Here is a 14431-nt window from a genome sequence, read left to right as displayed (position 1 = left end):
CCCGATCATGACGAAGACGGGGCCGGCGCTGGCGGCGCTGGCGGTGAGCGCGTTCGCGATCGGCACGACGGAGTTCGTGATCGCCGGGTTGCTGCCCGAGTTGGCGACCGACCTCGGAGTCAGCATCCCGAGCGCCGGCCTGCTGGTGTCCGGGTATGCCATGGGGGTGGTGATCGGCGCGCCGCTTGTCACGGTGGCGGTGTCGCGGCTGCCGAGGAAGCAGGCGCTGCTGGGGCTGCTGGTGTTGTTCGTGGCGGGCAACGTGACGTCGGCGGTGGCGCAGGGGTTTGGCGTGATGCTGCTCGGACGGGTGCTGGCGGCGCTGTGTCACGGGGCGTTCCTGGGCGTGGGCTCGCTGGCGGCGGCGGAGATGGCGGGTGCGCAACGCCGGGCGCGGGCGATCGCGGCGATGTTCACGGGGCTGACACTGTCCACAGTGGTCGGCGTGCCGATGGGCACCTTCATCGGCCAGCACTGGGGATGGCGCGTCACGTTCTGGGCGGTGGCGGGCCTCGGGGTTGCCGGCATGGCGGGAATCGCGGCGCTGGCGCCACCAATGCGCGCCCTCGCGTCGAGCAATGACACGGCGGTGTTCCGACGACCGCAACTGTGGCTGGCACTGGCGATGACGGCACTGGGTTTCGGCGCGGTGTATGCGCCGTACACGTTCATCGCGCCGATCATGACAACGCTGGCCGGTTACGCGCCGGCTGACCTGTCGTGGCTGCTGATCGTGTTCGGCGTCGGCCTGGTGCTCGGCAACTGGCTGGGGGCAAGGGCGGCGGACTGGCGGTTGATGGGCACGATCATCGTGCTGCTGCTGGCATTGACCGCGCTGCTGCTCGTCTTCGCGGCGCTGCCCTCAGTCGTCACGTTGTTCGCGCTTGGCGTGGTCGCGTTCGCGACGGTGCCGGCGTTCACCAGTCGCGTGATCGCCACGGGCGGCGGTACGACGCAGGCGTCGTCGGCGGCGGTGGCGGCGTTCAACCTCGGCAACGCCTCCGGCGCCTACCTCGCGGGGCTCGCCGTGACGGCCGATGGCTACACGGCGACGAGCTGGGTCGGCGCGGCGATGGCGGTCGGCGGGCTAGGTCGTGTTTCAGATGCGGCGTAGCCAGACGTTGATCGCTGCGATGGTGACCGTGGCCTGATATCGCACAGCCAGCTTGTCATAGCGCGTGGCCACCGCCCGATGCTGTTTGAGCAGGCTGATCCCGCACTCCACGGCATGACGCTGCTTGTAGACCTCCGCATCAAACGCCGGCGGCCGCCCACCCCGTGACCCCTTGGCACGGCGGTGGGCGGCCTGGTCACGAGGCTGGGCGATGGTCGCCTTGATCCCACGCCGACGCAGATAACCCCGGTTCGCCCGCGAGCTGTAGGCCTTGTCCGCTAACACCCGATCCGGCCGACACCGCGCCCGTCCCGCCCCCAGCCGGGGCACCCGAATCTGCCCGAGCACCACCGTGAACTGCGGGCTGTCCCCACGCTGGCCCGCGGTCACCACCAGCGCCAACGGCTTACGCCGCTGCTCGCAGGCCAGGTGCAGCTTGGTGGTCCACCCGCCCCGGGACCGGCCCAGCCCGTGATCGTCCAGCTCGACACCGCCCGTCTCGCTACTCGGCGGTTCGACCTGCAGATCCCCCTTTTCCGCGCACCCGCCGCATGCTGATGCGCCCGCGCGATCGTGGAATCCACGCTCACATCCCAACTGATCAGCCCCGCGGCGTCGGCGTGGGTCTGCAACACGGTCAGGATGCGCTGCCAGATCCCGGCCCGCTGCCAGCGGCGGAACAACCCGTACACGGTCTGCCAAGGACCGTAGACCGGCGGCACGTCCCGCCACGGCGCGCCGACCCGGACCCGCCAGCGGATCCCGTCGATGAGTTGTCGCTTGGTCCATTTCGGCGGGCGGCCCGGCTTCACACCGACGGGCAGCAGCGGTTGCAGCACCGCCCACTGCGCGTCGGTCAGATCGAACCGCCCCGTGGCCGCTACGCTGGGCACGAGGTCTCCGGTGTTTCAGGTTTGCTTGGTCGCTAACCCGTCTACCGGAGACCTCCCTTATCTGATCACCGACACGCCGACGTGATCATCTGTATGGCCCCTGACCTTTGAAACACGACCTAGGCGTCGCCGTGCTGTCCGCTGCTCTGCCGAACCGTCAGGCTGACCGGCACGAAGACCCGGCCGCCGTCGCGGGCTAACACCATCCGCGTCGCCGAGGCGGCGTTCTCCTCGACGGTTTGCCGCACGGAGGTCAGACCCGCCGACGCCGCAATGACCCCGTCGTCGAAGCCGACAACGGCGACGTCGTCGGGCACGCGGCGGCCGGCGGCGGTCAACGCCCGCAGCGCACCGGCGGCGGTCATGTCGCAGGCGGCGAACACGGCGTCGACATCGGGATGTTCGTCGATCAGCCGGCGGGTCACGCGCTCGGCGGTGGCCAGGGTGAAGTCCCCTTGGCCCACAACCGGTTCCAGGCCGGCCTCTCGGATGGAACGAAGGCCGCCTTCGCGGCGGTCAACGGCACAAGGGTTGCTTTCGGGGCCGCCGATCACGGCGATCCGACGCCGTCCGTCCCGGTAGAGGTGGTCGACGGCGAGCCGCCCGCCGTCGGCGTTGTCGGGCTCGATGGACGCCACCCGCGGCGCCGACCGGCCCATCGACACCACCCAGCCGTAGCCACGCCGCAGCTGCTGCGCCAGCTCGGGCCGCACGTTGACCAGCAGCGCGCCCAGCTTCAGCCCGCCCGCCCCAACCGCTCCCGACGCGGGGACGAGCCGGATCTGGAGCCTGATGTCGTTGCTCGCCAACGCCTTCACCGCGCCGGCGATGACCCGCGCGTAGTGCGGGTTGGCGCTCAACGCGTCCGGATCGTCGTCGACGATCACCAGGTCGACGGTGTCCGCCCGGCCGGACGCGAGCGCCCGGGCGCCGAGATGCGGCCGGTAGCCGAGTTCGACGATGGCCTCCTGCACCAGCCGCCGATGCGACGGGGCGACGCCGGGCTGCCGGTTGATCACCCGGGACACGGTCGACCGGGACACGCCCGCCAGGCGGGCGACGTCCTCCAGCGTCGGCCGGCGCACGGTCAGGCCCGGTGGCCGTAGAGGTCCCGCAGCAACGCGGCCTCGGCGCCGTGATGGATGAGCTCGTCCAGGATGTGCAGCACAAACGACCGCCGCGTGTCGCTGGCGTAGAAACCGCCGCGCGAGCCGCCGCCGACGCAGGAGAGAGCGAGGCCCCGAGCCCTGCCCGGAACGGGCGGCGCGGGCACAGCGTCCATCAGCCCGGCCATCCGGTTGCGCAGGCGCTCCCATGCGAAGTCCGAGAGCGCGACCAGGTCGTCGGCGGTCCCCATGTCTCCCCCTCCATGACCGGCGCTACTTCTTGGCGGCGGCCCGCTTCCGCGTCTTGCGCGCCGGCTCGTCCGCCTTCTTGTCGGTGCGGGCGGCGTCCAGCAACTCCTCGGCATGCGCCCGACCGGTGTAGGTGAAGTCCAGGCCGGCGAGCATGCGGGCCAGCTCCACCACCCGCTCCGACTCGTCCAGCACCCGCACGCCGCTGCTGGTCAGCCCGCCCTCGGCGACCTTGCTCACCACCATGTGCCGGTCCGCGTAGGCGGCCACCTGCGGCAGGTGCGTCACGACGATCACCTGGTGGCTGCGGGCCAGCCGGGCCAGCCGGCGGCCGACCTCGACCGCGGCGCGGCCGCCGACACCGGCGTCCACCTCGTCGAACACCAGCGTCGGCACCGGGTCGGCGTGCGACAGCACGACCTCCAGCGCCAGCATCACCCGCGACAGCTCGCCACCGGACGCACCCTTGTTCACCGGCAGCGCCGGCGCCCCAGGGTGCGCGATCAGCCGCAACTCCACGTCGTCGACGCCCTCACGGCCGGCGTGCAGGCGCTCGCCGTCAATGGTCAGCGCCACCGGATCGTCGGCCTCCGCGACCCGCGGCAGCACCGCGACCTCCACGGTGGCGTGCGCCATGGCCAGGCCGCCGAGCTCCTCGGTGACGGCCTTGCCCAGGTCCTCGGCCGCGGCCGCGCGCTCGGCGCTGACCTCCTTGGCCGCCTCGGCCAGCTGCCCGGCCAGCTCGTCCCGGCGGCGCGCCAGCTCGGCCAGCGCCTCCTCGGACGTGTCCAGCCCTTCCAGCCGCTCCTGCGACACGCGCGCCCACTCCAGCACGCCGTCGATGTCGGCCGCGTACTTGCGGGTCAGCTGCTTCAACTCCTGCTGCCGCGCCAGCACCTGCTCCAGCCGCGCCGGGTCGGCGTCCAACGACTCCAGGTAGCCGACGAGCTCGGTCGCCACGTCCGTGAGCAGCACCGACGCCTCGGCCAGCCGGGGCTCCAGGTCCCGCAGCTTCGGGTCCTCGGTCGAGGAGAACCGGCGCCGCGCCTCGGCGATCATGCCCAGCGCGCCGACAGCCTCGACCTCCGCGTCCGCGGCCCCGCTCAACGAGAACTGGGCGCCGGACGCCGCCTCACGAAGCTGGTCCACGTCCGCGAGCCGCCGCGCCTCGGCGTGCAGCTCCTCGTCCTCGCCCGGCTTCGGGTCGACGGCGGCGATCTCGGCCAGGCCGTGCTTGAGCAGATCGGCCTCGCGGGCCATCTCCCGCGACTTCTCCGTGCGCTCGACCAGCTCGTTGGACACCGCGACCCACTGCTCGCGCAGCTCCCGGTACCGGCCCAGCGGCTCGGCGACCGCCTCGCCCGCGAACCGGTCCAGCACACCGCGCTGCTCGGCGGGCCGGGTCAGCCGCAGCTGGTCGTTCTGCCCGTGCACGGCGATCAGCTGCTCGGACAGCTCCGCGAGCACCCCGACCGGCACCGACCGGCCGCCCAGGTGCGCGCGGGACCGGCCGTCGGTGCTGACCGTGCGCACCGCGATCAGGCTGCCGTCCTCGTCCGGGTCGGCGCCCGCGTTCGCCGCGACCTCCGCCGCCGGGCTGCCCGGCGGCGTGTGGAAGCGACCCTCGACCACGGCGCGCTCCACCCCGGTGCGCACGCGCGACGCCTCGGCCCGCCCACCGCTGAGCAGGTGCAGGCCCGTGACCACCATCGTCTTGCCGGCGCCGGTCTCGCCCGTGACCACCGTCAAACCCCGGTGGAGTTCGATGCTGGCCTCATCGATCACGCCCAGACCCTGGATACGCATCTCGATCAGCACAGGTCGAACACTAGTGCCAACCCCTGACGTTCCACGACCGGGGCGCGCCAAACCGGTCAGCGCCGCCAGCCCGAACGGGCTGGTCAGTCGAGAACCGGGCCGCGCCATCCCTGCACCGGCAACGCGAACTTGTTGACAAGGCGGTCCGAGAACGGGTCCTGCTTCAGCCGCACCAGCTTGACCGGGGTGCTGGAGTGCGCCACCTCCACGCGGGTGCCGGCGGGCAGCTCGACCAGCCGGCGGCCGTCGCAGCACAGCACCGCGGGGTGCCCGTGCGGGTCGATCTCGAAGGCCACCACCGAGGTCGGCGACACCACGAACGGGCGGGCGAACAGCGCGTGCGCGTTGCTCGGCACCACCAGCAGCGCATCCAGGTCCGGCCACACCACGGGGCCGCCCGCGGAGAACGCGTACGCCGTCGAGCCGGTCGGTGTGGCGCACAACACACCGTCGCAGCCGAATGCGGAGACCGGGCGGCCGTCGACCTCGACGACCACGTCCAGCACCCGCTCCCGGCTGCTCTTCTCCACACTGGCCTCGTTGAGCGCCCAGGTGTGGGCGATGACCTCGCCCTGCACGGTCGCCGCCACGTCCAGCGTCATCCGCTCCTCGACGTGGTAGCTGCGGTCGATCACCCGCTGCACGGCCTCGTCCAGGTCGTCCATCTCGGCCTCGACCAGGAAGCCGACCCGGCCCAGGTTGACGCCCAGCACCGGCGTGCCGAACGGACGGGCCAGCTCGGCGGCCCGCAGCAGCGTGCCGTCGCCGCCGAGGGCGAACACCAGCTCGGTGCCGACGGCCGCGGTGCTGGCCGGCGCCACCTCGGCGTAGCAGGAGCGGTCCAGGTCGGCGGCCTCGTCCTCGACGACGCGCAGCCGGATGCCGGCCTCGGCGAAGCGCCCGGCGACCTTCTCGGCCAGCCGCAGGTTGGTCTGCCGGCCCGTCTTCACGACCAGCAGGATCTCCCGGTCGCCGTTCACGTTGAGCTGCGTCATTTCGGCCCCTCCCGGACCGCGGTGGCGACCAGCTCCTCGGCCTGCTCGGCCGGCAGCGGCTCGCCGCGCCGCAACCACACGAAGTACTCGACGTTGCCGGACGGGCCGGGCAGCGGGCTGGCGACCACACCGTGCAGGCGCAGCCCCAGCTCGGCGGCCTCGCCGACGACGCCGAGCACGGCCTGCGCGCGCAGCCGCGAGCCGCGCACCACCCCGCCGGGACCGACGTTGTCCTTGCCCACCTGGAACTGCGGCTTGACCATCGGCACGATGTCGCCGTCCTCGGCCGTGCAGGACAGCAGGGCGGGCAGCACCAGGCCGAGCGAGATGAAGGAGAGATCGGCGACCACGAGATCGACGACGCCACCGGTCAACTCCGGGTTCAACGCACGCACGTTGGTCTTGTCCAGCACGACGACCCGGTCGTCGGTCTGCAGCCGCCACAGCAGCAGGCCGCGGCCCACGTCGGCGGCGACCACCTCGCGCGCGCCGCGGCGCAGCAGCACGTCGGTGAAGCCGCCGGTGGACGCGCCGGCGTCCAGGCAGCGGCGGCCGTCGACCTCGATGTCGAACGCGTCGAGCGCGCCGACCAGCTTGTACGCGCCGCGGGACGCCCAGTTCGGGTCGTCGTCGTCCTCACGCACGATGACGGGCGTGTCCGCCTCGATGGCGGTCGCCGCCTTCGTCGCCACGGTGCCACGCACGGTCACCCGGCCGTTGGCGACCAGTTCCGATGCGTGCGCGCGGGACCTGGCCAGTCCGCGACGGACCAGTTCCGCGTCGAGCCGCGCCCTGCGGGTCACGGTGTCAGAACCCGTCGATGGCCGACAGCGCGTCGGTCAGCGTGGCGTGGACCGCCTCGAACCGCGCCGGGTGCTCGGCGACGTCGAGCGTGTCGAGTTCCGCCAGCCTGGCGACGGCATACTCGATGGTCGCCATAGGTGAGCCGGGGGTGTGGGGGGCCGGCCCCCCGCTGTTGTCGGCCGGCCACAGTGGTCCGCGCGGTCCGGCGGACACACTGCGCCCAGTGGTCGGCGGCGGACCCGGAACTGGCGGCTGGGTCATCTCTGGCTCCTGGATGGAGTAACTCGCGTGTCTCTGGATAACGCTAGCCGATATTCAGCTCGGCCAAGGCGGTCATCGAGGCCTCATCGCCGGCATGAACGGTCACCGGGCCGCCGCCGGCCTGCCACCAGGCCGCGCACAGGCCGCGCAGCAGGGCCAGCGCGTCGCCGGAACCGCTGACGGTGAGCGTGTCGCCGTCGACCTGCACGTCCCAGTCGGGCTGCTTGCCGATCTCCACCTCGGACACCGGCACGAGCAGGCCGGACAGGTCGGCGGACACGTAGCGGGGACGCAGTCCGGCCGGCGCTTCGAGCACCTGCGCCGGGGTGGCGACGCCGGTGAGCACCAGCAGCGCGTCCAGCTCGGCGGCACTGGCGCCGGCGATGTCGGTGTCCAGGCGGTCGCCGACGACGAGCGGCTTGCGCGCGCCGGCGGAGCGGATCGCCTGGTCCATCAGCGGCCGCGCCGGCTTGCCGGCGACGACGGGTTCCACATCGGTGGCCGCACGCAGGGCGGCGACCATGGATCCGTTGCCGGGCATTAAACCCCGCTCGGTCGGCAACGTCGCGTCGACGTTGCACGCCACCCAGAGCGCGCCGTTGCGGATGGCCAGCGCCGCCTCGCAGAGCTCGCGCCAGCCCGTGTCGGGGGAGTGCCCCTGCACGACGGCGGCGACCTCGGGAGTGAACTCCCGGGTCGTCGTCAGGCCGACGGCCGTCACCTCGTCGGCCAACGCCTGCGTGCCGAGGATCAGCACCAGGGCACCCTGGTCGAGACGCTCGGCCAGCACCGCCGCGCCAGCCTGGGAGCTGGTGCTGACCTCCTCGTCGGCGGCCTGGAAACCCAGCTCGTTCAGGTGCGCGGCGACGCTCGCCGGCTTGCGCGAGGCGTTGTTGGTGACGTACCGGATGCCGACGCCGCGATCCCGGCTCGCCTTGATCGCCTCGACCGCGCCCGGCACGGCCTCGCCGCCGCGGTAGACGGTGCCGTCGAGATCGAGCAGCAGGGCGTCGTAGGCGGCGAGCAGATCCGGTTCGGTCACTCCCGCTCCTCGCCGACCTGGGCCAGGTCGCCCTCGCTCAGCTCGACCGCGCGCTCCGAGGCGTCGGTCTCCTCGTCCTCGTCGTACTCGGCGGCCTGCATGAACCAGCGGATGGCCTCCTCGGTGCGGCCGACGGCCGCGAGGTTGTCCGCGTAGGCGTAGAACAGGCGGGCGCTCCACGGCTCGTGCTTGGCCGGGTCGAGGTCCTCGCCCTGCAGCGCGACGACCGCCGCCTCCAGCTGGCCCATGTCGCGCCGCGCGCCGGCGGCGACGATGCGCAGCTCGACCTGCTCGGCCTTGGTCAGCTGCTGGGCGTCGGCCTCCTTGGCCAGGTCCAGCGCCCGCTCGGGGCGGCCGAGGGCACGTTCGCAGTCCGCCATCACGGCCAGGTGGCCGGGGCCGGCACTCATGCGCCGGGCCGCGCGCAGCTCGGACAGCGCCTCCGCCCACTCGCCCGCGTGGTACGCCGTCAGGCCGGCGGCCTCGCGCACCAGACCGACCCGGGCCGCCTTGGCCCGGGCGAACCGGGCGTGCGCGAGCGCCTCCTCCGGCTCGTCGTCCACCAGCATGCCGGCGGCGACGAGGTGCGCGCCCACGACCTCGGCGAGCGCCTTCGGCAGGCTGCGCAGCTCCATGCGCGCCTCGGCGTCGAGCGCGGAGAAGACAGCGCCCTCCGGCAGCTCCGGCGCCCCGGAGTTGCCCTGCCGCGGCTGCTCCCGCTCGCCGCGGTCCGGCCCCTGCGACTCGTCCTGCCGCTGCGCCTGCGGCACCTCGTCGTGTTGCTGCTGCGCCTCGGCTTCCGGCTCGTCCCGGTCCTCGGCGACGGCCTCCTCGGTCCCTGTTTCGGCGGCCTCGTCGGCGGCCGTCTCGGCTGCGGCTTCCGCGGTCTCGGCCTGAGCCACCTCGGCGGCGACCGCTGCCTCTACGGCCTCGGCCTGCTCGACGATCTCGAGCTCCTCGACCGGCTCGTCCTCGACCGCGCGCAGCGGCGGCCGCTCGTCGAACTGGCGCGGACGCTCGTGCCGCTGCTCGCGTCGGGTCTGGCCGGCACGCGGCTTGCGCTCGCCGTCGAACCGCTTCGGCCGGTCACCGGTGCGGTCCTGCTCGAACCGCTTCGGACGGTCGCTGTTGCGGTCCTGGAACTTCGACGGCCGCTGCGGCCGGCTGCTCGTGCCGTCGCGCAGGTCGTCCCGGTCCCGGTCGTTGACGCGGTCGTTGTACCGGGGACGGTCGCCACCGCGGTCGTTGGACCGCGGGCGGTCGCCGGAGCCGGCACGGTCGGAGCGGTAGCCGCCGCCCGAGCGCTGGTTGTTGTCCCGGTCGCTGTTCCAGCGCGGACGGTCGCCGCCCCGCTGGTCGTTGCGGTCGTTGAAGCGCGGACGGTCACCCGAGCCGGCACGGTCCGAGCGGTAGCCGCCGCCGGAACGCTGGTTGCTGTCCCGGTCGCTGTTCCAACGTGGACGGTCGCCGCCCCGCTGGTCGTTGCGGTCGTTGAACCGCGGCCGGTCGCCGGCGTCGCGGTTGTTGTAGCGCGGGCGCTCGCTGTCCCGGTCGTTGTACCGAGGACGGTCGCCACCGCGGTCGTTGTTGAAACGGGGACGCTGGTTGTCCCGGTCCCCGAAGCGCGGACGATCGCCACCGCCCCGCTGCTGGTCCCGATCCCCGTAGCGGGGCCGGTCGCCACTGCGCTGCTGGTCCCGATCCCCGTAGCGGGGCCGGTCGCCACTGCGCTGCTGGTCGCGGTCGCCGTAACGCGGACGGTCGCCGCCGCGCTGGTCGCCACGGTCGTTGAAGCGCGGCCGATCCCCGCCACCACGCTGCTGGTCCCGATCCCCGTGGCGAGGACGGTCGTTGTCGTAGCGCGGACGGTCGCCGCCACGGTCATTGTTGAAGCGCGGGCGCTGGTTGTCCCGGTCGCCGTAGCGGGGCCGGTCGCCACTGCGCTGCTGGTCGCGGTCGCCATAGCGCGGACGGTCGCCGCCGCGCTGGTCGTTGCGGTCGTTGAAGCGCGGGCGGTCGCCGGAGCCGGCGCGGTCGGAGCGGTAGCCGCCGCCCGAGCGCTGGTTGCTGTCCCGGTCGCTGTTCCAACGTGGACGGTCGCCACCGCCACGCTGGTCGCTGTTGCGGTCGCGGTAGCCACCGCCGGCGCCGCGATTGCCGCCCCGGTCGTTGTTGTCGCGGGACCAGTTACCGCGGTCCTGGCGGGGCGCGCCCTGCTGACGGTCGCCGTACGACCGCCGCTCGCCGCGATCGGCGCCGCGCTGCTGCCCCCGGCCTTCACTTGATCCATAGCCGCCGGTGCGCTGCTGACGGTCGCCCTGACCGCGCTCACGATCGCCGGGACGCTGCCCGAACCTGGACACAACAACCTCCTAGACACGACGGGCCAACATGCGGCCCTGGGGACACGGTAGTCGTGTCAACCCTCGGGGTGCCTCCTCGGGAGGCACTCCAGACATAGCGGAAGGCCCCTGATCGCGTTACCGCAACCAGGGGCCTCCCAAGTTAAGTTCGGCGGCGTCCTACTCTCCCACACCCTCACGAGTGCAGTACCATCGGCGCAGGAGGGCTTAGCTTCCGGGTTCGGAATGGGACCGGGCGTTTCCCCTCCGCCAACACCACCGAAACACTATGAAAGAATCCCACAGCCAAGACCCAGAACCCATCACAGGCCCCAGCCCTCGCTGGTTGGTTCCTTCAGAACCACACAGTGGATGCGAAGCGTCTTTGTAAACAAGCCCTCGGCCTATTAGTACCAGTCAACTCCACCCGTTACCGAGCTTCCATCTCTGGCCTATCAACCCCATCGTCTATAGGAGGCCTTACCCTCTCAAGGAGGTAGGAGATCTCATCTTGGAACAAGCTTCCCGCTTAGATGCTTTCAGCGGTTATCTCTCCCGAACGTAGCCAACCAGCCATGCCCCTGGCGGGACAACTGGCACACCAGAGGTCCGTCCATCCCGGTCCTCTCGTACTAGGGACAGCCTTCCTCAAATCTCCAACGCGCACGGCGGATAGGGACCGAACTGTCTCACGACGTTCTAAACCCAGCTCGCGTACCGCTTTAATGGGCGAACAGCCCAACCCTTGGGACCTACTCCAGCCCCAGGATGCGACGAGCCGACATCGAGGTGCCAAACCATGCCGTCGATATGGACTCTTGGGCAAGATCAGCCTGTTATCCCCGGGGTACCTTTTATCCGTTGAGCGACCACGCTTCCACAAGCCATGGCCGGATCACTAGTTCCGACTTTCGTCCCTGCTCGACCCGTCAGTCTCACAGTCAAGCCCCCTTGTGCACTTGCACTCAACACCTGATTGCCAACCAGGCTGAGGGAACCTTTGAGCGCCTCCGTTACCCTTTGGGAGGCAACCGCCCCAGTTAAACTACCCACCAGGCACTGTCCCTGAACCGGATCACGGTCCGAGGTTAGACACCCAGAACGACCAGAGTGGTATTTCAACGACGACTCCACCAGCACTGGCGTGCCAGCTTCACAGTCTCCCACCTATCCTACACAAGCCGAACCGAGCACCAATACCAAGCTATAGTAAAGGTCCCGGGGTCTTTCCGTCCTGCCGCGCGTAACGAGCATCTTTACTCGTAATGCAATTTCACCGGGCCTGTGGTTGAGACAGTCGAGAAGTCGTTACGCCATTCGTGCAGGTCGGAACTTACCCGACAAGGAATTTCGCTACCTTAGGATGGTTATAGTTACCACCGCCGTTTACTGGCGCTTAAGTTCTCAGCTTCGCCCCGAAAGACTAACCGGTCCCCTTAACGTTCCAGCACCGGGCAGGCGTCAGTCCATATACATCGTCTTACGACTTCGCATGGACCTGTGTTTTTAGTAAACAGTCGCTTCTCGCTGCTCTCTGCGGCCGAAAAACCCTAGCCCGCAAGGGGCTTCAAGTCCCTCGGCCCCCCTTCTCCCGAAGTTACGGGGGCATTTTGCCGAGTTCCTTAACCACAGTTCACCCGAACGCCTCGGTATTCTCTACCTGACCACCTGTGTCGGTTTGGGGTACGGGCCGCATAAACACTCGCTAGAGGCTTTTCTCGACAGCATAGGATCACTCTACTTCGCCTCAATCGGCTACGCATCACGTCTCAGCCACACATCAGGACGGATTTGCCTACCCTGACAGCCTACACGCTTACACCAGTACTACCACTCACTGGCGGAGCTACCTTCCTGCGTCACCCCATCGCTTGACTACTACTAGATCGGATCCCGCGCACTCCCCACCTCATCCGAAGACTCAGCGGCTCGCGGGCGGTTAGCATCACTAGCCTCACCATGGACGCGTTTACACGGGTACGGGAATATCAACCCGTTGTCCATCGACTACGCCTGTCGGCCTCGCCTTAGGTCCCGACTTACCCTGGGCGGATTAGCCTGGCCCAGGAACCCTTGGTCATCCGGCGGACGAGTTTCTCACTCGTCATTCGCTACTCATGCCTGCATTCTCACTCGCGTAGAGTCCACGGCTAGGTTCCCCTGCCGCTTCATCCCCCACACGACGCTCCCCTACCCATCCACACGACTGCACGCCAGCAAGCTGACGCGGATCACATGTGCGAATGACACAGCTTCGGCGGTGTGCTTAAGCCCCGCTACATTGTCGGCGCAGGACCACTTGACCAGTGAGCTATTACGCACTCTTTAAAGGGTGGCTGCTTCTAAGCCAACCTCCTGGTTGTCTGGGCGACCCCACATCCTTTCCCACTTAGCACACACTTTGGGGCCTTAGCTGGTGTTCTGGGCTGTTTCCCTCTCGACTACGAACCTTATCGCCCGCAGTCTCACTGCCACGCTCTCACGTAATGGTATTCGGAGTTTGGTTGACTTCAGTAAGCTTGTAGGCCCCCTAGGCCATCCAGTGCTCTACCCCCACCACGAAACACGCGACGCTGCACCTAAATGCATTTCGGGGAGAACCAGCTATCACGGAGTTTGATTGGCCTTTCACCCCTAACCACAGCTCATCCCCCAGGTTTTCAACCCTGGTGGGTTCGGGCCTCCACACGGTCTTACCCGCGCTTCACCCTGGCCATGGCTAGATCACCCCGCTTCGGGTCTAGAGCACGCGACTAAAACGCCCTATTCGGACTCGCTTTCGCTACGGCTACCCCACACAGGTTAACCTCGCCACGTACCACTAACTCGCAGGCTCATTCTTCAAAAGGCACGCCATCACCCCTGCAAAGGAGGCTCTGACGGATTGTAAGCACACGGTTTCAGGTACTCTTTCACTCCCCTCCCGGGGTACTTTTCATCTTTCCCTCACGGTACTAGTCCGCTATCGGTCACCAGGGAGTATTTAGGCTTAGCGGGTGGTCCCGCCAGATTCACAGCAAATTCCACGAGCTCGCTGCTACTTGGGAGCATTGCAAGGAAGACAGCATGTTTTCGCGTACGGGACTATCACCCTCTACGGTCCAGTTTCCCAAACTGATTCCACTAACACACTGTTTTCTGACTTCCCGCCTGGTCAGCAGCCCAGACAAGCAATATCCCACGACCCCACAAACGCAACCCCTGCCAGGTATCACACGTCCATGGTTTAGCCTCATCCGCTTTCGCTCGCCACTACTCACGGAATCACGGTTGTTTTCTCTTCCTGTGGGTACTGAGATGTTTCACTTCCCCACGTTCCCTCCACACACCCTATATATTCAGGCGCGGGTGACCCCACATGACTGAGGCCGGGTTTCCCCATTCGGACACCCTCGGATCACAGCTCGGTTGGCAGCTCCCCGAGGCTTTTCGCAGCCTCCTACGTCCTTCATCGGCTCCTGGTGCCAAGACATCCACCGTGTGCTCTTCATAACTTGCCACAAAGATGCTCGCATCCACTGTGTAGTTCTCAAAGAACAACCAGGAAGTCCAACCCATTCACGAGCCACCTAGCTCCACACACTCCGTGTGGCCGGTTTGAACTCGGGCCGAACCCTGTGGTTCGAAGCAACACCGCTTTCGCGTGTTCCCTCAGGACCCAACAGCGTACTGACAACCCCAACCAGCCCGCACAGCATCGCGTTCCACGCTCCAAAGAGCAGTACTAACGAGCCGGCCAACCAGCTCTGTTGCATCTAGCCAGCATCCACATCTATGAGCAATCACTCTGAAGACGGTCGCTCCAGT

9 protein-coding genes, 2 rRNA genes and 1 pseudogene are annotated in these 14431 nt (G+C 68.8%); 1 reads left to right on the top strand and 11 read right to left on the bottom strand.

The window, feature by feature from the left end:
* The first annotated feature begins 7 nt into the window (after positions 1–7).
* On the top strand, positions 8–1114 hold the full coding sequence (locus BJ998_RS30470) for an MFS transporter (protein ID WP_184866778.1): 1107 nt from the start codon (positions 8–10) through the stop codon (positions 1112–1114).
* On the opposite strand, the pseudogene BJ998_RS30465 reads toward BJ998_RS30470, so the two are convergent.
* The 11 genes and pseudogenes from BJ998_RS30465 to BJ998_RS30420 form a co-directional block, all read right to left on the bottom strand.
* Positions 1100–2007: pseudogene (locus BJ998_RS30465) on the bottom strand (IS5 family transposase). The gene BJ998_RS30470 and the pseudogene BJ998_RS30465 overlap by 15 nt on opposite strands.
* Before the next feature lie 119 nt (positions 2008–2126).
* The gene (locus BJ998_RS30460; RefSeq protein WP_184866777.1) at positions 2127–3092 is read right to left on the bottom strand and encodes a LacI family DNA-binding transcriptional regulator; all 966 of its coding nucleotides are present in this window, start codon (positions 3090–3092) and stop codon (positions 2127–2129) included.
* A gap of 2 nt (positions 3093–3094) precedes the next feature.
* Positions 3095–3364, bottom strand: coding sequence for a hypothetical protein (locus BJ998_RS46665; protein WP_221338178.1), 270 nt, complete (start codon positions 3362–3364; stop codon positions 3095–3097).
* Between the two features lie 22 nt (positions 3365–3386).
* Positions 3387–5180, bottom strand: coding sequence for a DNA repair protein RecN (gene recN, locus BJ998_RS30450; protein WP_184866776.1), 1794 nt, complete (start codon positions 5178–5180; stop codon positions 3387–3389).
* Between the two features lie 83 nt (positions 5181–5263).
* The gene (locus BJ998_RS30445; RefSeq protein ID WP_184866775.1) at positions 5264–6175 is read right to left on the bottom strand and encodes an NAD kinase; all 912 of its coding nucleotides are present in this window, start codon (positions 6173–6175) and stop codon (positions 5264–5266) included.
* Positions 6172–6978 carry a TlyA family RNA methyltransferase gene (locus BJ998_RS30440; RefSeq protein WP_184866774.1) on the bottom strand — a complete coding sequence of 269 codons (807 nt, stop codon included), beginning with the start codon at positions 6976–6978 and terminating at the stop codon, positions 6172–6174. The genes BJ998_RS30445 and BJ998_RS30440 overlap by 4 nt, the downstream gene beginning before the upstream one ends.
* 4 nt (positions 6979–6982) lie before the next feature.
* Positions 6983–7114, bottom strand: a complete 132-nt coding sequence (locus tag BJ998_RS48705) for a hypothetical protein (protein WP_281393008.1) — start codon at positions 7112–7114, stop codon at positions 6983–6985.
* Positions 7115–7283: 169 nt separating this feature from the next.
* Complete coding sequence (locus BJ998_RS30435; protein WP_184866773.1) at positions 7284–8282, bottom strand: HAD-IIA family hydrolase; 999 nt, start codon at positions 8280–8282, stop codon at positions 7284–7286.
* Entirely contained in the window at positions 8279–10645 is a 2367-nt protein-coding gene (locus tag BJ998_RS49260; protein ID WP_312890401.1) for a tetratricopeptide repeat protein, read from the bottom strand. Before BJ998_RS49260 ends, BJ998_RS30435 begins: the two co-directional genes overlap by 4 nt.
* A 146-nt stretch (positions 10646–10791) precedes the next feature.
* Positions 10792–10908 (bottom strand): 5S ribosomal RNA (gene rrf / locus BJ998_RS30425).
* Positions 10909–11011: 103 nt separating this feature from the next.
* A 23S ribosomal RNA gene (locus BJ998_RS30420) occupies positions 11012–14124 on the bottom strand.
* Between the last annotated feature and the right edge of the window lie 307 nt (positions 14125–14431).

Origin of the sequence: Kutzneria kofuensis, from assembly GCF_014203355.1 — a bacterium.
GTDB lineage: Bacteria > Actinomycetota > Actinomycetes > Mycobacteriales > Pseudonocardiaceae > Kutzneria > Kutzneria kofuensis.
This window is presented reverse-complemented; position numbering and strand designations above follow the sequence as displayed.

Excerpts from the sequence above, each read along its gene's own strand:
- BJ998_RS46665 (WP_221338178.1), bottom strand. The coding sequence starts at position 3,364 with ATGGGGACCGCCGACGACCTGGTCGCGCTCTCGGACTTCGCATGGGAG.
- BJ998_RS30470 (WP_184866778.1), top strand. The coding sequence starts at position 8 with ATGACGAAGACGGGGCCGGCGCTGGCGGCGCTGGCGGTGAGCGCGTTC.
- BJ998_RS48705 (WP_281393008.1), bottom strand. The coding sequence starts at position 7,114 with ATGGCGACCATCGAGTATGCCGTCGCCAGGCTGGCGGAACTCGACACG.
- BJ998_RS30445 (WP_184866775.1), bottom strand. The coding sequence starts at position 6,175 with ATGACGCAGCTCAACGTGAACGGCGACCGGGAGATCCTGCTGGTCGTG.